At 31.3% G+C, this 22775-nt stretch carries 17 protein-coding genes, 1 tRNA gene and 1 rRNA gene; 6 read left to right on the top strand and 13 right to left on the bottom strand.

Annotated elements, in window-relative coordinates; translation table 11 throughout:
* Positions 1-21 precede the first annotated feature (21 nt).
* The gene (locus P8K68_RS01430; RefSeq protein ID WP_300247468.1) at positions 22-501 is read left to right on the top strand and encodes a C40 family peptidase; all 480 of its coding nucleotides are present in this window, start codon (positions 22-24) and stop codon (positions 499-501) included.
* 24 nt (positions 502-525) lie between these two features.
* The gene (locus P8K68_RS01425; RefSeq protein ID WP_300247466.1) at positions 526-2565 is read left to right on the top strand and encodes a ComEC/Rec2 family competence protein; all 2040 of its coding nucleotides are present in this window, start codon (positions 526-528) and stop codon (positions 2563-2565) included.
* Positions 2566-2569: 4 nt separating this feature from the next.
* On the opposite strand, the gene P8K68_RS01420 is transcribed toward P8K68_RS01425, so the two are convergent.
* From P8K68_RS01420 to P8K68_RS01400, 5 genes are all read right to left on the bottom strand, one after another.
* On the bottom strand, positions 2570-3040 hold the full coding sequence (locus tag P8K68_RS01420) for a thioredoxin family protein (protein WP_300247464.1): 471 nt from the start codon (positions 3038-3040) through the stop codon (positions 2570-2572).
* A gap of 16 nt (positions 3041-3056) precedes the next feature.
* Positions 3057-3605 carry a thioredoxin fold domain-containing protein gene (locus P8K68_RS01415; protein WP_300247463.1) on the bottom strand — a complete coding sequence of 183 codons (549 nt, stop codon included), beginning with the start codon at positions 3603-3605 and terminating at the stop codon, positions 3057-3059.
* A gap of 88 nt (positions 3606-3693) precedes the next feature.
* On the bottom strand, positions 3694-5463 hold the full coding sequence (locus P8K68_RS01410; RefSeq protein WP_300247461.1) for a peptide MFS transporter: 1770 nt from the start codon (positions 5461-5463) through the stop codon (positions 3694-3696).
* Positions 5464-5476: 13 nt separating this feature from the next.
* Complete coding sequence (locus P8K68_RS01405; protein ID WP_300247459.1) at positions 5477-7033, bottom strand: peptide MFS transporter; 1557 nt, start codon at positions 7031-7033, stop codon at positions 5477-5479.
* Between the two features lie 65 nt (positions 7034-7098).
* A complete protein-coding gene (locus tag P8K68_RS01400) occupies positions 7099-9288 on the bottom strand; it encodes a S9 family peptidase (RefSeq protein ID WP_300247457.1) in 2190 nt (729 codons plus the stop codon).
* Between the two features lie 228 nt (positions 9289-9516).
* On the opposite strand from P8K68_RS01400, the gene P8K68_RS01395 reads away from it, so the two are divergent.
* On the top strand, positions 9517-10857 hold the full coding sequence (locus P8K68_RS01395; RefSeq protein WP_300247512.1) for a hydroxymethylglutaryl-CoA reductase, degradative: 1341 nt from the start codon (positions 9517-9519) through the stop codon (positions 10855-10857).
* A complete protein-coding gene (locus P8K68_RS01390) occupies positions 10847-11761 on the top strand; it encodes a GYDIA family GHMP kinase (protein WP_300247455.1) in 915 nt (304 codons plus the stop codon). Before P8K68_RS01395 ends, P8K68_RS01390 begins: the two co-directional genes overlap by 11 nt.
* Positions 11762-11811: 50 nt before the next feature.
* Here P8K68_RS01390 and P8K68_RS01385 read toward each other — a convergent pair whose 3' ends face one another.
* The 7 genes from P8K68_RS01385 to P8K68_RS01355 form a co-directional block, all read right to left on the bottom strand.
* Positions 11812-13941: a SurA N-terminal domain-containing protein gene (locus P8K68_RS01385; RefSeq protein ID WP_300247453.1), complete on the bottom strand. Its 2130-nt coding sequence runs from the start codon at positions 13939-13941 to the stop codon at positions 11812-11814.
* A gap of 131 nt (positions 13942-14072) precedes the next feature.
* Positions 14073-15362 (bottom strand): hemolysin family protein, encoded by a 1290-nt coding sequence (locus tag P8K68_RS01380; protein WP_300247451.1) that lies wholly within the window; start codon positions 15360-15362, stop codon positions 14073-14075.
* Positions 15363-15557, bottom strand: a complete 195-nt coding sequence (locus P8K68_RS01375) for a hypothetical protein (protein WP_300247449.1) — start codon at positions 15555-15557, stop codon at positions 15363-15365.
* A 70-nt stretch (positions 15558-15627) separates the two neighbouring features.
* Positions 15628-16182, bottom strand: a complete 555-nt coding sequence (gene lptC, locus P8K68_RS01370) for an LPS export ABC transporter periplasmic protein LptC (RefSeq protein ID WP_300247447.1) — start codon at positions 16180-16182, stop codon at positions 15628-15630.
* Positions 16182-17564, bottom strand: a complete 1383-nt coding sequence (locus tag P8K68_RS01365; protein ID WP_300247445.1) for a hypothetical protein — start codon at positions 17562-17564, stop codon at positions 16182-16184. The genes lptC and P8K68_RS01365 overlap by 1 nt, the downstream gene beginning before the upstream one ends.
* Positions 17565-17582: 18 nt before the next feature.
* On the bottom strand, positions 17583-18878 hold the full coding sequence (locus tag P8K68_RS01360) for a hypothetical protein (RefSeq protein ID WP_300247443.1): 1296 nt from the start codon (positions 18876-18878) through the stop codon (positions 17583-17585).
* On the bottom strand, positions 18878-19606 hold the full coding sequence (locus P8K68_RS01355) for a type III pantothenate kinase (protein ID WP_300247441.1): 729 nt from the start codon (positions 19604-19606) through the stop codon (positions 18878-18880). The genes P8K68_RS01360 and P8K68_RS01355 overlap by 1 nt, the downstream gene beginning before the upstream one ends.
* A 183-nt stretch (positions 19607-19789) precedes the next feature.
* Between P8K68_RS01355 and P8K68_RS01350 the strand changes: the two genes are divergently transcribed.
* Together P8K68_RS01350 and P8K68_RS01345 are read left to right on the top strand one after the other, a co-directional pair.
* A tRNA-Phe gene (locus tag P8K68_RS01350) sits at positions 19790-19862 on the top strand.
* 184 nt (positions 19863-20046) lie between these two features.
* Positions 20047-22287 carry a glycoside hydrolase family 3 C-terminal domain-containing protein gene (locus tag P8K68_RS01345; protein ID WP_300247439.1) on the top strand — a complete coding sequence of 747 codons (2241 nt, stop codon included), beginning with the start codon at positions 20047-20049 and terminating at the stop codon, positions 22285-22287.
* A 388-nt stretch (positions 22288-22675) separates the two neighbouring features.
* On the opposite strand, the gene rrf is transcribed toward P8K68_RS01345, so the two are convergent.
* Positions 22676-22775: ribosomal RNA gene (gene rrf, locus P8K68_RS01340) — 5S ribosomal RNA — on the bottom strand; the annotation flags it as partial.

Raw genomic sequence — 22775 nt, 5'->3', positions numbered from 1 at the left:
AGTTGCAAATCTTCTAAACGCTTGAAAGAGAGAAAAGCGTCTTCAACAAAAATTATTACCAAAAAAAACAAAAGAGAAAATAACAATACTGTTTCTTCTGAAACAGCTTCAAATAAATCTAAAGCAGTATATATTATAAATTACGCAAAACAGTTTAAAGGCACCCGATATAAATGGGGAGGCACATCAAAATCTGGTATGGATTGCTCTGGACTGGTTTATGAGTCATTTAAATCTTCTAACATATCACTTCCAAGAATTTCAAGAGATATGGCAAAAAAAGGCAATAAAATTAAACTTAAAGAAGCACTTAAAGGTGACTTACTGTTTTTTAAAACTGGAAATAGACGAAACTCCATAAACCATGTGGGTTTGATTGTTGATATTAGAAATAACGACATTAAGTTTATTCATGCTACCACGAGTAATGGAGTAATCATATCGGGTCTTAATGAAACTTACTGGCTAAAAGCATTTTATGAAGCACGCCGTATCTTATAAGATATTTTTATAGCTTTCAACAGTATGCGATTACTCAATTTCACCATAATTAAATTAACCATTTGTCTCATCATAGGCATTTTTATCGGGTATTTAATTAACCCTCCACTCCGTATTACAATTTTTTTAACGGTACTATTTTTATTTATTTTGTTAGTTTTCTACTTAATCGCTAGAGAACAATTTATTAAATCTATTTGGTTTGGAATTTCGGCATTTTTTGTCATGATTTCTGCTGGCGCTTTAACCACAAGTTTTCATAACCAAAAAAACTTCTCTAATCACTACAGTAAAATTATTTCAACAGAAAATGATAGCCTAAAAACTATTACATTTAGAATTCGAGAGGTTTTAAAACCTGGAAATTATTATGATAAATATGTTATTGATGTTTTAGAAGTTGATGATAAAAACACATCAGGAAAAACACTTTTAAACATTGAAAAAGACACGTTACAACATCCTTTAAAAATTGATAATATTTATGTGAGTAAAACAGATTTTAAAAATCTAATACATCCTCTAAACCCAAATCAATTTGATTACAAGGATTATTTAAAGAAAAAATATATTTATCATCAGCTTTTTATAACCAATGAATCATTGTTAGCTATTGAAGCTAAAACCATTACGCTTTTTGGTATTGCTGATAATATTCGACAACATATCAACAAAAAGCTAGCACCATATAATTTTAAACCTGACGAACTAGCCATTATTAATGCGCTTTTATTAGGTCAGCGTCAAGATATTAGCGAAGAAGTTTATACAAGCTATACAAATGCTGGTGCCATACATATCTTAGCCGTATCAGGTTTGCACGTGGGTATTATTCTGTTAATTCTAAGTTTTATTTTTAAACCTTTAGAACGTTTTAAATACGGCAAACTCATTAAAACGATACTTCTCGTTAGTATGTTATGGAGTTTTGCATTAATTGCTGGTTTATCAGCCTCAGTAACTAGAGCTGTTACTATGTTTAGTATTGTTACCATTGCTTTAAACCTTAAAAGACCAACAAACATATACAACACCTTAGCCATAAGTATGCTTGTTATTTTGCTTTTTAAGCCCTTATTTATTTTTGATGTTGGTTTTCAATTAAGTTATCTAGCAGTTTTTGCCATTGTAGCTATCGATCCATTTTTATATCGTTTTTGGAAACCTAAATCATGGGTTATTGATAAATTTTGGCATACGTTTACCATTACTATTTCTGCTCAGTTTGGAATTATTCCGGTGAGTTTATTTTATTTCCACCAATTCCCTGGCCTATTCTTTATATCGAATTTGATTATTATACCTTTTTTAGGAATCATTTTAGGTTTAGGTATTTTGGTAATTCTTTTAGCCGTTTTAAAAATACTTCCACAATTTGGAGCGGATATTTATGGACATATTATAGGTTTAATGAATAGCTTTATTAGCTGGGTCTCAAAACAAGAGGCTTTTTTATTTAAAGACATTTCTTTTAATTTTCTATACGTATTGGTTTCCTACTTGTTAATTGTCACTTTTTTTAGACTTCTTTTAAAAAGAAACTATGCAAACTTAAAGCTGTTTTTAATAGCAATACTCATTGTTCAAGGTGCTTTTATCTTTAACGAATACAAGAAACCTAAAAACGAATTTATTGTGTTTCATAAAAGTAGATATAGCCTATTAGGAAATTTAACAACTAATAAGGTTTTAGTAGCAAGTGATTTTGATAGTATAACAAAATCAAAAAACAATATCATAAAAGATTATACTGTTGGAAATCAAATAAAAACAATTGAAGAATCACCAATTCAAAATATCTACCAGCTTAACAACAAATATGTTTTAATAGTTGATAGTTTAGGGGTTTATAACATTAAGTCAATTACACCAGACTTAGTTTTACTCAGGCAATCACCAAAAATAAACTTGAATAGGTTAATAGATTCTTTGAGGCCTAAACAAATAATTGCAGATGGAAGCAACTATAAATCATACATAAAGCGCTGGGAACTTATTTGTAAAAAAAGGAAACTTCCTTTTCACCAAACTAGCAAAAGTGGAGCTTTTAAAATAAGATATTAATTTTTTATATGGTTTTTTTAACAATAGTATTAGCAACAGCGAGCCATTCTTTTGCGCCCCCTTTAACGTAACCTGTTTTACCAAGTCTATTTAAATTCATTCTTCCATCTGGCATTTTTTCTGGGCTTACAAAATACACAGAAGGGTAACCTCTTACTTTAAAAATACTTTGCAATTGGCGGTTTTGAGCCTTAATTGTTTCATCTTGTGGTGTTCTTCTAGGAAAGTCCAATTCTACTAAAACCATATCATCAGACCATTTTTCAAAATCTGAAGTTTTAAACACTTCATTTTGTAATTTTATACACCAACCGCACCAATCGGATCCTGTAAAAAACAGCATGACTTTTTTATTTTCTTTAATCGCAATTTCGAGTGCTTCATTTACGTCTGTATGCCAACTTAGTCTTTCTTGCGAAAAACTATTTACTGAAATTAGAACCCCTAAAATGAGTGTAAATATTATTTTTTTCATCCAAATATTTTAAAAACTAACCTTTAAACTCAGATTTAAAAGCTTTATAGTATTCATTAAATTTATCTTGAGTATCTAAATTTTTATGAGCGTCCGTTTTGAACATTTTTAAATATAATTCAATTTGCTCTGGTGTTTTATAACCCTTTAACGGGAAAATCAAGTTTGCTTTTTCGTCTAAAAAAACAATCGTTGGAAATGCCTGAATCTCAAAATAACGAGATAACTCATGAGCAGAATTTCTTCTATTTGACAATGCTGGATTATAATTTGGGTTAGAAAATTCTTGTCCATTAAAATTAACGTTTTCATTACCTTCAGCATTAAACTTTACTGCATAGTAATTTTCATTAACATAATCTGCAACATCTTTATTTTGAAACGTGTTTTTGTCAAGCATTTTACATGGACCACACCAATTGGTATAAACATCCATCATAATCTTTTTTGGAGACTTCTTTTGAAGTGCAACAGCCTCTTCAAGAGTTACCCAATTTATCTTTTGTGCTAAAGCATTAAAACTTACAAAAGCCATAGCAAACATTAAAAGTATAGTCTTCTTCATAATTAACTGAATTGCAAAAGTTGTTCCGAACTTACAAAAAAAGCCCCTAATCAGGAGCTTTTTGAATATTTTTTAACTTTTTTTTCGATTAACGGACACCATGCATTAACTTTTTAAGCAGAGGATGAAGCATTAATGAGACGAGCCCTAGCCCTATTGGTATAAGTGTAAAAATCAAAAAGAAAAAAGAAAGACCGTGCTCATTAGTGATTTTTTCAATATCTCCACCTACATAATGTGCAAGCTTATTACCAATGGCTATAGCTAAGTAATATACCCCAAACATAAAAGCAATCATACGCGCTGGGATTAATTTACTTAAATAAGATAATCCCATTGGAGACAAGCACATTTCACCAAGCGTATGAAATAAATATGCAAATACTAACCATGCCATACTTAAACTAGCAGTAGTAGCTCCGGCAACAACATCTTTAGCTCCAAAAGCTAAAAACCCAAAACCAAGACCTAAAAGTAAAAGTCCAAGAAAATACTTCACAGATGCAGGTGGGTTGTATTTACTATCCCACCACTTTGTAAATAATGGTGCAAATATGATAATAAACAACGAATTTAATATGGCGAACCATGTAATTGGAACTTCGGTTTCTGTAGATTGAAATTCAATGTATATCTTATACAGAACAATTATCCAAACAATAACAAAACTAAAACCCAAAATAATATTGGATAATCCGATTCTTTTAAAAGTCTTTCTAAACAAACTCAATAAAACATAAGTAATAACACCCAGAGGTACAATGGTTACAATCAAATCTACTATCTTAAATGTTGTAGCAGCATTTCCTTCTAAAATTCTATTGGTAAAATCTCTTGTATATATAGGTAAAGACCCTGCCGCTTGTTCGAAAGCTGCCCAGAAAAAGATTGTGAAAATTGAGAAAATTGAAAATGCAATCATTCTATCGCGCTCAATAGCAACATATCTTGGAATTCTAATTATTAAAAGTAGAATAAATGCAATGGCTGCCAAAAGTGCGAAAAACAAAGAATCACTTAACCCTGCAATTGTAAAATTAAAAGTTTGAATATCTCCAATTTTACTAAGTGGATCATTAATTATAAAAATTATTGCTGAAACTGTAAATATGCCAATTAATAAATAATCAAGTACTGAAAAATGATTGAGTTTAATTGCCATTTTGGTAGTATCATCTAATTCGTCAACTTTTTCCAAATCATCCTTTATTTTTTTTGGTTTGTCTCCAAGGTTTCCAAAAAGTGGTTGAGCAAAATAGAACTGAAGCATTCCCAATAACATAAAAATACCTGCCAAACCAAAGCCAAAGCTCCAACCAATCTTTTCACCTACCCATCCACAAAGCATAATTCCAATAAATGCACCGGCATTTACTCCCATGTAAAATATATTATAGGCACCATCCTTTTTTTCATCATGTCCCTCATACATTTTGGAAATAATAGAAGTCATATTGGGTTTAAAAAAACCGTTTCCTACAATTAAAAATGCAATCCCAATATATAAAAAAGTAGGGGTTTCAACAGCCATGGAGGCGTGCCCTAAAGTCATGAGTAGCGCACCTATAACTACAGCCATACGATAACCAATTTTATTATCTGCTAACCATCCGCCGAGTAATGGTGTTAAATAAACCAACATGGCGTAAGTCCCTAAAAGTGACAATGCCGCTGACGAGCTCCATTCCCACCCTGGATTTTCACCTAAAAGCGATCCCGTTAGAAATATCACCAGTATGGCTCTCATGCCGTAATATGAAAAACGCTCCCACATTTCTGTAAAAAAGAGAACAAATAATCCCGAAGGATGCCCTAAAACTTTGTCTTTAAAAAATTGATCGGTTGTGCTACTTGACATATCTTAATTAATTTTAATTATCTGCTAATTCGAAGCCTTCTGCTTCTTCATTCTTTAAAACACGTTCAGTTTCTTCTGCACCATGAGTTAAACGCTTAAGTGGTTTTAAAATAATAATAAACAATACCCCTATAATAACAGTGAAGATTACAATACCTAAAAAGATAGTAAGTTCTCCAAATTCTGAAGCAGATTCCCCTATTATTCCAGCTACTTTATTCCCTAACCCTGTGGCTGCAAAATAAACACCCATCATTAAAGAAGCATATTTTACTGGGGCTAATTTAGTTATAAATGATAATGCTACTGGTGAAATACATAACTCTCCTATGGTATGGAATAAGTATGCTAATACCAACCAAGTCATGCTGGAAGTACCTGATTTTTCAAATTCCATGGCTGCGAATACCATAAACAGAAAACCAAACCCCATGATTATGATACCTAATGCCATTTTAAAAAGAGAAGACGCTTCCTTTCCTTTAAGTTTACGTTTAGCCCAAATACTTGCTACTAACGTAGCAAAAAGAATAATAAAACCTGCATTTAAACTTTGAAACATAACTGTTGGAACCTCCCAACCAAATAACATTCTATTCGTATTAGTTTCTGTGTAAAGATTCATTAAGCCTCCAGCCTGCTCAAAAGCACCCCAAAATATAATAACCATGATAAATGATAACAAAAGCACTAAGAAACGGTCTTTAAAAACTTGCGTTTCTAACTCTTTATAAATCATCATTAATAAAGAAGCGATTGCGGTTAAAAAAATAAATAACATACCATAACCCCAATCCATAAAATACCAACCAATAATTGAGGCTGCTAATAAAACACATGCAAACAGGAGTTGTTTAGGTGATTTAAATAATTTTGAATATAACTTTCCGTAAGACACATCGTTTTCATCATTATTATTTGGAATATAATTCCCAACTTCTTTTAAATATTTTTGACCAGCAACATAATTTATCAAACCTAAAACCATAACTATTCCTGCAAGACCAAACCCTGCATGCCAACCCCATTCTGCTACAACCAACCCCACAGTCATAGTTGCTAATAATGACCCTAGGTTAATCCCTATATAAAAAATACTAAAGCCTTTATCTCGTCTTATATCACCTTCTTTATAAAGTCCTCCCACCATTGTAGAAATATTTGGTTTCAATAAACCTACACCCAAAATCACTAATCCTAAACCTGTATAAAATGCCCAAATATCGGTAAGTACTAATACACCATGACCTAGACATAATATTATAGCACCAATAAGAACAGCTTTTTTTTGTCCTATTAATTTATCTGCAATCATACCTCCTGGTATAGACATCACATAAACTAGCATGGTATACCAGCCATAAAGGGCTAATGCCTCTTGATTAGTCCAACCTAAACCAGCCCCTCTATTATCGCCTATAGTTTGAGTAGTCATGTATAGCACTAATAATGCTCGCATTCCGTAATAAGAAAAACGTTCCCACATTTCGGTAAGGAATAATATGTACAAGCCTATTGGTTGTCCAAAAAGTTCTTTCTGACGTGGTTGTTTTAATACTGAAGTTCCCATATGTATTATTGTGGTTAATTTTTAGTCTTTATTTTTACCTCAATTGACTTTAGTGTTGCTTTTTTTTAAATTTTATCACCAAGTGTTTCATGTAAAAAATTTGTCATTTTTTGATATAAATGAAGCCTTGTATTGCCTCCATAAATACCATGATTTTTATCTGGATAAATAGCCCAATCAAATTGTTTATTTGCTTGGATTAAAGCTTCCACTAAACGCATTGTATTTTGTAAATGTACGTTATCATCTGCAGAACCATGTACTAAAAGAAAATCGCCTTTTAATTTATCGACATGATTTATTGGAGAGTTTTCATCATAACCACTTGCATTTTCCTGAGGCAAACCTAAGAAACGCTCTGTGTAAATAGAATCATAAAACCTCCAATTGGTAACTGGAGCTACAGCAATTGCCATTTTAAATACATCGTTAGCTTTAAACAAGCAATTACTACTAGTAAAACCACCATAACTCCAACCCCAAATACCTATTCTTTCTTTATCAATATAAGGTAAATCTCCTAACTGCTTTGCTATAGCAATTTGATCTTCGACTTCATACTTACCTAATTCTTTATAAATAACCTTTTTAAATTTCGCTCCCATAAATGGAGTTCCTCGTCCATCAACACATACAACAAGGTACCCTTGCTGCGCTAAATATTGATGCCAATAGTCGTTAGCGGTGTTCCATTGATTAACAACCTCTTGTGATCCAGGTCCAGAATATTGGTACATCAATAAAGGGTATTGTTTGGTTTGGTCAAAATCAGCGGGTTTAATCATCCACATGTTTAAATCATTGTTATTTATACGAATGGTGCTAAACTCTTTTTTTGACATTTTATAATCTGAAAGATTTTGAGACAAAACAGCATTATCCTTAATACGCTTTATTATATTACCCGAAACCGCACTGTTTAAAGTATATTCTGGCGGAGTAGTAGCACTTGAATATGTATTAATGAAATATGAGAAATCTGCACTAAAAGACGCATTATTAGTGCCTTCAGTTTTAGTAAGCCTCTTTTTATCACGACCATTTAATTTTATGGAATATACATCCCGATTAATAGCACCATTTTCTACAGATTGGTAAAATATTCTTTTCGTGCTTTTATCGTAACCGTAATAATTGGTTACTTCCCAATTTCCTTTTGTTACTTGATTGATTAGATTTCCATTTTTATCATAGTGATAAATATGATTATAGCCATCTCTTTCACTAGTCAATAGAAAACTATCATCTTTTAAAAAGGTTAGATTATCGGTCACATTAACAAAAGCTTCATCTTTTTCGGCTACAACTAAATTAGACGTATTGGTTTTAGCATTTATCATCCATAAATCCAATTCATTTTGACGCCTATTTATATATTGAGCACTCAACACATCTGGATTATTAGTCCATTCTATACGCGGAATATAAAAATCGTTATACGCCTTATTAACTTTAACTTCTTTTGTTTTTTGGGTTTCTAAATTATAAATATGAAGCGATACAATCGAGTTGGCTTCACCTGCTTTAGGATATTTAAAAACCTGCTGTGTTTGATAAAGTTCTGAACCATAAACATCCATTGAAAATTCTGGAACGTTGGTTTCATCAAATCGAATAAACGCTATTTTATTACTATCTAAATTCCAATCAAAAGCTCTAACAAAGGCAAATTCTTCCTCATAAACCCAATCAGTAATCCCATTAATTATTTCGTTTTTTTTACCATCAGATGTTATTTTAATAATGTCATTAGAAATTAAATCTTTAACATACAAGTTATTATCACGAACAAAAGATACTTTTTTTCCGTCTGGGGAAAATGTTGGTTCTTGAATTTTTTCTTCAGAGATTAAATCTAATGACTCATCGGCAACATTGTAAATGTAATAATGCCCTTTTGCTGAACGCCTATAAATCGCCTCTTCATTAGTAGCCAAAATTATCTTTTTTTCATTTTCACTAAACGTATAATCAGTGAAATAAGGAATAGCTTCTAAAGCAGCTGAACTCAACAAAGTGTTAACTTTATTAAAAGTTTTATAATTATAAATATCAATAGATGTACTCCCATTTTGTCTATTAAAATTCAAAAAAGAGTATTGTTGACCATTAGCCATAGAGTGCAACACATCCATTCTCTCTGTTCTAAATGTGCCATTTTTCCAAATATCTTCAAGGGTAATATCTTTTTTTTGTGCTGATAAAATTGTTGCCAGAAAAAGGCAAAAGTAAAGGGGGAGTTTCATGTGTGTCATGTAGTTATATAACGTATTTTTAAAGGTCGAATAGTTTCATAAAAGACTAATTTTAAACACAAAAATTAATCAATTATATACATTTCATCAAAAACACTATTTATTTCATAAAATGATGTCAAGTTTACTAAAAATTATGCAAAAAACCGTAAACATTAACACTTAAATAACTCGGTTTTTAATAGGGTATTCAATATTCATAACAAGAGTAGTATCTTTGCACTGCAAATTCGTGTATTTATGATTAAATCTATTACTGGTTTTTCTAAATTATCTAAGTCAAAAAAAATTGATTGGATTGTTGATACTTATTTTTCTAATGCTGAAGAGGCTAAAGGTATTTTAAAACAATATTGGAATACTAATAATAATCTGCAGCAACTACATGATGAGTTTATAGAAAATACAATAACTAATTATTATTTGCCACTTGGTGTAGCTCCAAATTTTTTAATTAATGATACGCTATACACTATTCCTATGGCCATTGAAGAAAGTTCAGTGGTTGCTGCTGCTAGTAAAGCAGCAAAATTTTGGTTAGAACGCGGTGGTTTTAAAACCGAAGTGATTTCTACTACTAAAATTGGACAAGTTCATTTTATTTATAAAGGTGATTTTGATAAATTAAATAAGTTTTTCAATCAAGTTAAGTCGAGACTTATTGATGATACTGAAGCCATTACTAAGAACATGACAAAGCGTGGTGGCGGCATTCTTGAAATTGAATTACGCAATAAAACATCAGATATTGATAACTACTATCAATTACATACATCTTTTGAAACATTGGATGCTATGGGCGCTAATTTTATAAATTCTTGTTTAGAGCAATTTGCAAAAACCTTTAAACAAGAGGCTTTATCATTTGATTTATTTTCAGAAGAAGAAAAACAAATTGAAATCGTAATGAGTATTCTCTCAAACTACGTTCCGGATTGTTTAGTTCGCGCAGAAGTGAGTTGTAATGTTGAAGACCTAAGTGAAAATGCTACGATTTCTGGTGAAGCATTTGCTAATAAATTCATACAAGCAGTACAGATTGCTGAAGTTGAACCTTACCGAGCAGTAACCCATAACAAGGGCATTATGAATGGTATTGATGCTGTTGTTTTAGCCACAGGTAATGACTTTAGAGCTGTTGAAGCTGGCGTTCATGCTTATGCTTCAAGACACGGGAAATATAGCAGTTTAACACATGCTAAAGTTGAAAATGGTATTTTTACTTTTTGGATGGAAATACCTTTAGCCTTAGGGACTGTTGGTGGGTTAACAGGATTACATCCTTTGGTGAAATTAGCTTTAGAATTACTACACAAACCATCTGCTAAAGAGCTCATGCAAATTGTTGCTGTAGCAGGTTTAGCTCAAAATTTTGCTGCATTACGTTCGCTTACAACTACAGGAATTCAAGAAGGACATATGAAAATGCACTTGATGAATATATTAAACCAGTTTGAAGCAAATAATACCGAAAAAGAAATTTTAACTAAGTATTTTAAAAAAAATACAGTAACACATAATGCCGTAATTGAAGCTTTGAACAAATTAAGGGTTTCAAATGAAAACTAAAACCTTTTATAGCCACGGAAAACTTTTACTCTCTGGAGAATATGTAGTACTTGACGGTGCTTTATCATTAGCTATTCCAACTAAATACGGGCAATCTTTAATTCTTGAGTCTATAGAAGAATCTAAATTCCTATGGAAAAGTTTTGATGAAAATAAAAACGTCTGGTTTAAAAAAGAGTTTGAATTAAATCATGATAACTTAGAAAAACAAATTAATCATGACGCAATCTCAAACCGATTAGTTCAAATTTTAAATGCCGCAAAAACTCTAAATTCTGAATTTTTAAATGACAAACGTGGTTTTAAGGCTGAAACACATTTAGAGTTTCCTAAAAATTGGGGGTTAGGGACATCATCAACTCTAATTAATAATATAGCAAAATGGGCAAATATTGATGCTTTTAAGCTTTTAGAAAACACTTTTGGAGGTAGTGGTTATGATATTGCATGCGCACAGAACAATACGCCAATAACCTATCAAATAGATAATAAAAAATCCATAGCTAAAACAGTTAGTTTCAATCCCTCTTTTAAAGATCAACTTTATTTTGTTCATTTAAATAAAAAACAAAATAGTCGGGATGGTATAAAACACTATCAAGATAATAAAGAGAATGCAAAATCTGCTATTAAGACTATCAATAAGCTTACTATAGAAATGATTAAATCTAATACGCTAGAGGATTTTCAAAATGTAATGATTCAGCATGAATCCATCATATCTAAAATAACAAAACAAACACCTGTTAAAGACCTCTTATTTAAGGATTTTGATGGTGCTATAAAAAGCCTTGGTGCTTGGGGAGGCGATTTTATAATGGTTGCCTCAAAAACCAATCCTATTAATTATTTTAAAGACCATGGCTACAAGACCGTAATACCATATTTAAATATGGTGCTCTAAATTAAAAAAACCTCGATAAACGAGGTTTTTTTATGATATTTTTTGAATTTCTATTGTACTTGAGTAGCAGCTCTATTATCTTCAATATCTGAGGCTTCTTTTAAAGCATCGTACAATTTAGTATTCACAGTAGTCGCTTTTTGTTGCTCCACTCTATTAGCAGCAGCTTGATAGTTCTCTAAAGCTACAGCAGGAGTAAATTTAGTAACTTGAACCATATAAACACCATTATCACCTGTAATTAACTTTGAAGTGTCACCTTCTTTTAATCCAAAAGCAGCTCCAACAACCATTGGTTCTCTTCCTGCTCCAGAAATAGTAGGATTCTTCATGTTAACCCCTGTTGCTGTTCTTATGTTTGTTTTTTCAGCAGCGGCTAAATCTTCTAATGTTGAAGCAGACACTCTATCTCTAATAAGTTCAGCTTTCTTTTCTTTTCTAACAATTGGTAATACTTTAGCAGTAGCATCATCAGCAGACATTAATCCTGCTTCATGTTTAGCTACTAATTGTGCAATTACATAGCCATTAGGGATATTAAAACGTTTAATATTTCCAACTTTAGTATCTTCTTCAAAAGTCCAACGTACGATTTGTCTTTGATTTCCAACGCCAGGGATGTTTTCATCCAAAACCTTAATTCCATTAACTGGTCTTAAAGTATATTTGTTTTCTTTTGCAAGTGCTTCAAAATCTCCTTCTCCAGCTTTAATCTCAAAGTTTGAAGCATCTCTAAATACTTTATCAGTAGTTGTTTCAGATGGCTCTATTTTTTTTGAAATAGTACCTACTTGAACCGCTTTTGTTTTATTCTTCTGCCCTTCAACTTCTATAATATGAAATCCGAAAACTGTTTTAACAACACCTAAATCGCCTGTTTTTCCTTCAAATTCAAAATCATTAAATTCTGGAACCATTGTGTTGTATGGGTGCCAATCGTAACGCCCTTCTTTAGCTATACTCCCTTGATCAGAAGAAAACGCCTTTACAAACTCAGGAAACTTTGAACGGTTTCTTTTTAGTATTGTTAACAAACTATCAGCAGTAACTTTTGCTTCTGCTTCGGTTTGTGTCACATCTGGACCTGCACTTTGAGCCCCTTTGAAAGGCAGTAAAATGTGTCTTACTTTAGCTGAGTCTGGTATTTGTTTTATAGCTATTACTTTGGTTATTTTAAAAGACCCATCATGTTTGTATGGTCCATAAACTTCACCTTCATTTAAATTATAAATAGCATCAGCAGCTTCAGTTGGTAAGCTAGATTTAAAAACAAAACGCTCATCGAATTTAATATCCGAAGCAGCGATAGAGTTTATATAAGCTTCATTATTTTTTACTTTAGAAAAAGCAACTATAGTATCTTTTCTTCCTCTTTCGTCAACAAATCTACCGTTAAGATAAGTATTCAATTCTACTTTTATAGCATTTTCATCTTCTACAGATGCTACTTCTTTAAATTCTACAAAACGAATATCTCTTGAGGCATCAACTTTATATTGATTCTTATTCGCTTTGATATAATTTGTAATATCTGATTTTGACACCTCTACAATACTATCAGGAATTGTAGAAAAATTAACCTGTACATATTTAATATCTACTTTATTTCCTTCTAATTCGTGCTCCAACTTCCCTTCAGCCAAAGTACCTGTTAAACCAGCCTTAACCATATTAAAATAGTTTTGGTTTAATGCATTTGAAGCCACTTGCTTTTCATAATTAACCCAACTAGCAAAACCTTCAGGTGATGTTTCTTTTAAGTTAGCAATGTATTCGTTCATTTTATTTTCATCGAAAATACCAGCTTCATTCAAAAAGTTTTGATTGGTAGCTAATGATGTTTTAAGTAAATCTCTCATTTGGTCTTTCTCCACAGAAATTTCAAGTTCATCAAACTGAGTTTCCATAACAGCTTGTCTAACTTCTTGTTCCCAAACTCTGTTCATTACTTGCGTATTGGTAGCGCTTGGTCCCATTTGTCTTTGAAGTTGCTCTACTTTTTGCATAAAACCTTCGCGAGTAATATCCTTACCGTTTATAGTTGCAACAATGTTTTGCGACTTAGAAGTCAATGCATCACTATTTTTAAATAAATCTGCTAATACAAAAGAGAATAACGCTAATGCTATAATTAGTATTAAGAATAGTGAACGTTGTCTTATCTTATTTAAAACTGCCATCTGTAAATTTAATTTTTAAAATCCGTTGTTGGAATTACTTGTTTAGTTGCTATCATTTATAATAAAATGACAAAAATATCGTGCGCGAAAATACCATTTTCTATTCAATAATAAAAGTAGAAATATGTATTTTAATCATCAGCCAACACTTTAACTTCTACCATATCAATTTTAGTATTAGATACTTCTAAAATTGTAAATTGAAAAGTGTCTATTTGTACAATATCATTTTGAGCTGGAATCTCTTCGGTATGATTAACAATAAGACCTCCAAGGGTTTCATAATTTTCACTTTCAGGAAGATTAATTTTATAAGTTTCATTAATATAATCAACCTCTAAACGGGCAGAGAACTTATAAATATCGTCCTCTATTATTTCTTCAATTAAATCTACTGAATCGTGTTCATCTTCAATTTCGCCAAATAATTCTTCAACAATATCTTCAACAGTCATAATACCGGATGTTCCTCCATATTCATCTAAAACAACTGCTATACTCCTACGTTTTTTAGTAAGCACGTTAAGCACATCTTTAATAAGCACTGTTTCTGGTACAAACTCAACTGGCGTTAACATGGACTTAATCGTTTTTCTTTTTTTAAATAACTCAAAAGAATGTACGTACCCTAAAATATCGTCAACCGTATCTTTGTACACTAAAATTTTAGTTCTACCAGTTTCTGTAAACAGTGCATTCAAAGATTTTACAGATTTTGAAATTTCTACCGCAATAATTTCCGTTCTAGGAATCATCACTTCACGAGCTTTTACTTCAGAAAACTCCAAGGCATTCTGAAAAATTTGTATTTCACTATCAACATCATCCCGTTCTTCAACAGATTCCATTTGTTCACTTATATAATTACCAAGTTCTACTTTGGTAAAAGCTAATTGAATTTGATCGCCTTCAGTTTTAAAAAAAACTTTTAGTACAAAATCTGAAATCCAGATTACAAAATCTGAAATTAAAGTAAATAACATATAAAAAAAATAAGCAGGAACTGCCAATACCTTAATCAAACTATTCGCATAAATTTGAAAAAAAACTTTTGGAAGAAACTCTGCTGTAATTAAAATAATAAATGTTGAAATTATAGTTTGAGTAAGTAAGCTTAAGTCTGTAAACAAATAATCTAAAAAAGAATAAGACGTTGGGAGCATGGATTGAAACCAACTAACCAATAAATCGCCCATAAAAAATCCGTAAATAACTAACGCAATATTATTACCAATAAGCATGGTAGTTATAAACTTCGAAGGTTTTGCCGTAAGCTTTGTTAAAACTTTTGCAAGAATACCTTCTTGCTTTTTCTCAATTTCTATATGTATTTTATTTGAAGATACATAAGCAATCTCCATCCCAGAAAAGAACGCTGAGAGTATTAGTGATACAATTATGATAATAACAAAAATACTCATTTATTTAGAGCGGTCTTTATCTCCATACTTTTTACTAAATTTTCTTCTAAAGAAATACATGAAAATAGCCAAAGCTGCTAACCCCAAAGAAATGTATGCACTATTAGTGCCATTACCCCATTTTGATATCCCATCATATATAAATAATACTGCAAAAACAATGTAAGCGTATTGAAAAATCTTAGAATATTTCATCTATTATAGTCTATTTTTTAGAGCATAAAGATACTTAAAATTGAGAAAGGAAATTTTGATTTATAAGAAATTAATCTTCTAATGTAATAATACCCGTAACTTCAAGTACTTCGGCATTTGTAAACTTTGAATTAGAGTCAAAACCATTACCATTTATAAGATCTTGTTCTGTTTTAAAACTTACCGGTTTGTTTGTAGATAACCATTCTTTTTTCTGATCGTAGAATAATTGGTCTGTTTTTAAAACTCTATTATCATGGGTGGTAATAACGACATTATCTTGCATATCAATTAAATCAGTATCCGTATACACGTATGCATTATCAGCAACTACAGTGCTTTTTTTATTATCCTTATCGTAGATGTATAGCGTAACGCCATCTGTAAATTGATGAAACGGAAAATCTCTGTTAGAATAATCTAACATTTTAGTACTTATTAAATTTGCAGAAACTCTTCCAGAGTCTGTATATTTTACATTAATGTTGTAATCAACACCAATAGGCTCATTTTCTGATATACCAATTTTTTGAACCTGCTTAAAACTATCATTACATGAAAAAAACATAGTCACAATAAATATTGTGACTATGTTTAATAAGTTATATATAACTTTTTTGTTCATTAAATACTCGGCACGGTTACAGAAGCTCCAATCCAACAACTAATTTTAATAGTTTGTCCAGCTCTTCCTGAACTAAAAATCTCAGATTTTTGTGGTGCCTTTGCCATGTAATTAGCAACAGATTGTGATGCTGCCTTTTTTAAAGTAGGATCAACTCGTGCAGCTTTTCTAGCTTCATTGGCTGCTAACCAATACACTGCTCTTTTATCAAAATTAGTTTGTCCACAGTTATTTGCACTTTTGGCATACATAGATGCAATAGCAATATAAGGGCGCCCGTTAGACGGGTTTAATGATAGAGCTTGTCTATAATAACTTCTTGCTTTTCCATAACTTCCTCTTGCTTTAAGTTTAGTAGCTATTTTATAATACAATTTTGATTTTTTAAAACTATCTGTTTCTAAACCAATAGCTTGTTCAAAGAAAGATATGGCTTCACTAGTTTTTCCTTCTTTATCTTTAAGTAAACCTAAATAATAAGCTGAATTTGCTGATGGACTTAAATTATGATAAGCATTGACTAATTTAAAAAATAACGGATCGTCAGTACATTCTTTTTGAGACATTTTACCCGCAGCTCTTTGCAACCAAACGGCATTGTTTTTATTCTCTTCAAAATCTTTTTGATATAAAGGAATTAAGTTTTCACAGTTTGCTCTATCACCTAATTTAGAATCAATACTACCAGAGATTTGATCGTATGCCTTTAAATAACTTTCATAATATTTTTTATAACTACCTTCCTTTTTAGTTAATGTAGTTCCTGCTTCTTCCTTCTCTATAAGTTTATTTAACTTTTCTGAAAAATTCTTTACTTCCTCTTCTACTTTCTCTACAACATCATCATATTTATTGAATAAATCTGATGCAGGTTTTTTACCAGCATCGTACAAATCAACCATCAAAGAAAAATAAGTGTATAAACTTTTAGGGTTTGTAAACGTATCTTTGTCATAATGATATGCATCATCAAAACACTTAAATAATTCATCATCGGTTTTATTAAGTTCGGTTCTGTTATCATACATCAATTGGCATCCTTTAGCTAAGTATTCACCTTTAGGTGTTTTACTAGTAAAATGCTCACCTCGTTGCTCCCAAAGCAATAAAAGGTCATTTATTAAAGCTGTTTTTTCTGCTCCAGTTGCATTTTCAATCTTATGTTCTAAAATCTTTTCTCCATCTACATAAATGGCATTATTAAATTTAGGACACTTGTTTCTTACAGCCATCCAAGGCTCATAAGCTGCATCATAGTTTTTTGCTTTCGTATACTCATGGAATATTGAAAGTTTTGTCATACACTCCTCATCTTGTTGAGCAAACCCAAACTTTAAGCCTAAAAATAAAAAAGCTAATAATAATGTGATTTTTGTTTTCATGATAATAATTTTGTATTGTTAATCATACTTTCTTTTTTGAAACCATCTATCGTTCAAAGATAAACTTAATTGGAAATTAATAAAATTCTCTTGAATTAAATTACTGTTCTTAGTTCCTCGCTGTCCTATTTCAAAACCTAAATTAGCGTTTGAAAACAGTCTTGCATCTCCAACAGGTATACCTACTCCAAAAGATATGCCAAACTCTTTGATGGATTCATTATTTATATTCAAACCTGTTTCTTCAGCTCTAAAACCAGCACGATAAACAAATCGCTTCCAGTAACTTGAAAAAGAATTAAATTGAGGTATATAAAACCCTCCTAAAGAAAAAGAGTACGCATCTTCATAAGATATATTATTACTAGATATTCCATTTGAAAATTTACTTGTATTTAAAAAAGTAGTTTCTGCACCAACAAACCATTTTCTTGGCTCGCCAATACCTGCACCAAAAGAAAACCTGGAAGGTAATACTAAATCTGTTTCTTCTAAACCAATATCTGCTAAATCTGTTTCAATAGTTTTATTTAATAAAGTATTTAAAGTACTTACTGATGTTATAGATTGCTCGTTTTTAGACGTTAAATTACTTTCAGGTACAAATGTTAAGCCTGAAATAAGCTCTAATTTTTGATTCAACATTGTTTTGTAAGAAATTCCAAGATTAATATTTAATCCACTCAAGTCAGATCTATTATACTCTTGTGTATAATTTTGCAAAGGAAAGCCATCAGAATATTGAAAATTGTCAATTCTATTTTGAATATTCCCGAAATTATACTGAAAATCGACACCTACACTTAAGCCTTTAGCTAATTGGTAGCCAATACCAAGAAAAGCCTTATTAACTCCTCCTTCTCCTTCAAATCTATTATCAACATTACCATTTGGATTTATAGATTCTAATTTATAACCTACAGAAGTATAGGGTATCAAACCAAAACCAAAGCCAAATTTACCTAAAGGAACGTTTAATGACAGATAATCAAATGTTGTAGAAGAAGCATTATCAGTAGCAGTACTACTTTCTAAATTAGTGCTTGTATAGCCACCACCTACAGCAAACTTAACAGGCCTACTTTCGTCTCCCCAAGTTTCTAAATTATCACCAGCATAAGAGGCAGGGTTTCTTAAGTTAACATGAATACTATCTGTATATATACTCAAACCTCCCATACTTCTATTCTCTACGGTCCCTTTAAATTTTAAGCTTCCAATACCATAAAAAGAATAAGGAGATGTTGTTCCTTGCTGTCCGTAACCGTGAATAGCAATTACTGCAATAAAAACTAATACAAGTTTTTTAATCATTAGTTTGAGTTAAATTGTAAAATAAAGTTTAATCCCTCTAAAAGAAAATTAGGATTGGCAAATATGCTACTTTTTAATTGTTTAGACAAGAATTTAGCATCACCTCCTGTTAAAATTACTGTTAAATCTGAATATTTAAGTTTATATAATTCTACAACCCCATCAATTTCATTCAAAATACCATATATAACACCAGAATGTATAGACTCATCAGTAGAAGTTCCAATAATACTCTTAGGCATTTCTGACTCTAATAACGGTAAATTTGCAGTTAAACTATTTAACGATTTATATCTCATACGAATACCTGGTGAAATAGCACCACCCAAATATTGGTTATCTGAATTTATAAAATCATAAGTTATACAAGTCCCTGCATCAATAATAAGTACATTCTTATCAGAAAATTGTCTAACAGAAGCACAAATCAAAGCAATTCTATCAACCCCTAAGGTTTTTGGTGTTTTATAAAGGTTATTAAAAGGTAAATTAGTATTAGAATCTAACACCAATACATCAAAATATTTTGAAATAGTACTTATATCTTTCTTTTGGAGTTTTCCAACAGAAGAAATAATAGCGCTTTCAATTGAAGTATGTTTTTTATTTAAAGCCTTAACTTCATTTAAAACATCTTCAAGCTTAACCGAAACCTTATACTCAATAAGTCCATCCTTAAAAACAGCAAGCTTAACAAAAGAGTTTCCAACATCAATAATTAAATTCATAGTATTTAAAATGTATAAATTTACAAAAATGACTCACAATAACTATTCCTAGTTTAGCTATTATATTAAATAGAAATAAGTTACCCCTTGAACATCTATAATATAAATCAATTAATATAATTTTTTGCATTTTTCTCTTGGCGAATAACAAAAATGAATTTATATTTGCAACCGCTTTGGCGAGGTACCTTAGCTCAGTTGGTAGAGCAAAGGACTGAAAATCCTTGTGTCCCTGGTTCGATTCCTGGAGGTACCACAAAAAAATCCCGAAACTTAGGTTTACGGGATTTTTTGTTTTGTCTTTTTTTACTGAAATTTACTTTCAACTACAATCATAATGATTTATATTTAGTCGCTTTCAAATAATTTTTTTTTTTTAAAGTTATGTTCTTTGTTAATATCATTTAATTAAACTAGCTAAGTAAAGACTGTTAAAGCTTATGAAAATCAATTTCAAAAACAATTTTATAGCGTCTGTTATTATATCATATTTATTATTCGTTCAAATATCATTACATGGTCAGCAAAAAAACCAAACTTCATATAGTAACAATTTAGCAAAAAATGCAATGTCTGTAAGTACTGAATCTAAAATTGAAGCCCTTATTAAAACATTAACACTAAAAGAAAAAGTAGCTCTGTGCCATGCACAATCAAAATTTAGCACTAAGGGTGTAGAACGTTTAGGTATTCCAGAAATTTGGATGTCAGATGGCCCTCATGGCGTAAGAGCAGAAATAAATTGGGACAATTGGAAATATGCGGGATGGACAAACGATTCTATTACTGCTTTTCCTGCGTTAACATGTCTTGCAGCTTCTTTTAATCCAGAATTGTCAAGCCAATATGGTTTCAGTTTAGGAGAAGAGGCTCGATATAGAAAAAAAGATGTATTATTAGGTCCTGGAGTTAATATCTATAGAACGCCTTTAAACGGACGTAATTTTGAATATATGGGAGAAGACCCTTTTCTAGCATCAACACTAGTTGTACCGTATATTAAAGGGGTACAAAAAAATGGCGTAGCGGCTTGTGTAAAACATTATGTATTAAATAATCAAGAACATTGGAGGAGTAAAATAAATGTAGAAGTTGGTGATAGAGCACTATACGAGATTTATTTACCTGCTTTCAAAGCTTCTGTTAAAGAAGCAGGGGTTTGGGCTATTATGGGCGCTTACAATAAATTTAGAGGTAAATATACTACGCATAATCCAATCCTTCATAAAATATTAAAATCGGATTGGAAATATGATGGTGTTGTAATTAGTGATTGGAGTTCCGCACATAGCACGGAAGAATCTGCGTTATATGGTTTAGATTTGGAAATGGGAACAGGTACTGATGGCTTAGGAACTTCTACAAATGATTTTTATTCTCAATACTATTTGGCAGCTCCCTTTTTAAAAGGTCTTAAAAATGGTGACTTTCCAGAATCTTTAGTTGATGATAAAGTTAGAAGAATTTTACGACTGATGTTTAGAACTAATATGAGCGCAAATCGACCTCTAGGTAATGCTAATACAAAAGCGCATCATGATGTCGCTAGACGTGTAGCAACTGATGGAATTGTATTATTGAAAAATGAAAAAAATTTCTTTCCTATTAAAGATGATAAGAATGTAACCATAGCTGTTATTGGAGAAAACGCAACACGATCTATGACTGCTGGTGGAGGGTCTTCAGAATTAAAAGCTAAATTTGAAATATCACCATTAGAAGGGATTAAAGCACGTTATAAAAATGCAACTATTACACATGCCATGGGTTACCAGACCGGACCTTCACGATATAACCAAGTTATTCCTCCCACTTTAGATTTAGATTCACTTAAAACGGAAGCTATTAAAACAGCAAGAAATGCAGATATCGTACTGTTTATTGGTGGCTTAAATAAAAGTCATTTACAAGATTGTGAAGGTGATGATAGATTACAATTTGGCCTCCCATTCGGACAAGTAGATTTGTTGAATGACATTTATAAGGTTAATAAAAATATTGGTTTTATTCTAGTTACAGGTAATGCCGTTGAAATGCCTTGGCTTGATAAAGTGAATGCGCTTGTTGAAACATGGTATCTTGGCAGTATGTCTGGGCATGCCATTGCCGATGTTATAAGTGGAGATGTTAACCCTTCAGGAAAACTTCCTTTCTCGTTTCCAGTAAAATTAGAAGATAATGCGGCCCATTTTTTTGGAACATCATCCTATCCTGGAGAAAATATGACACAGTATTATAAAGAAGATATTTTAGTTGGTTATAGATGGCATGACACTAAAAAAATAAAACCACTTTATGCATTTGGCTATGGACTTTCGTATACCTCTTTTACAATCTCTGATATAAAAACCGATAAGAAAACATATACCACAGAGGATTCTATTACAGTCTCATGTAGATTAAATAATACGGGACTTTTAGATGGATCTGAAGTAGTTCAAGTATATGTCGGAAAGCAAAAATCTAAAGTTAAGCGCGCTTTAAAAGAACTAAAAGGCTTTCAAAAAGTGAGTGTTAATAGTGGGAAACAATATAGTGTTGATATTAATATTCCTGTAAAATCATTATCTTTTTATGATGAAGCCATTTCAGATTGGAATCTTGAAAAAGGTGATTATATCGTTTATGTTGGTAATGCCTCAAACAATATCTCTAAAAAAACAAAAATAACTATTAATTAAGTTTTGAATTTTTATTAAGGCGGGTTTTAAAGATTTTAAATTAAAAGAAGGACAGCCAATGGCTATCTGGTAATTTAGAACAGTTTTAAAACCGCGCTATCCACTATATCTTTTTATTACTTTATTGCAAGAAAGAATGACGTGGCAATCTCATTAATAAATGTCTATAACCAAAGTAATATACTGATTAATCCATAAAAAGGATGCCGTTACTATCGCTCCCGCGAGTATCCGCTATTATTAGTCCATAACATTGGTCTCTAATTTTTTTTGCAAAAGTTTACTAAAAAAAAATCTCATCCATTAAATGATCAGGATTTATAAATTCAATTTCAGTTTATCAAAAAAAAAAAAGAGTCTAACTACATAATGTAATTAGACTCTCTAAAAAAGGCAACGACCTACTCTCCCACAAATGTAGTACCATCGGCGCAAATGGGCTTAACTTCTCTGTTCGGAATGGTAAGAGGTGAGCCCCATCGCTATAA

Origin of the sequence: Algibacter sp. (assembly GCF_029245835.1) — a bacterium.
Taxonomy (GTDB): domain Bacteria; phylum Bacteroidota; class Bacteroidia; order Flavobacteriales; family Flavobacteriaceae; genus Algibacter_B.
This window is presented reverse-complemented; position numbering and strand designations above follow the sequence as displayed.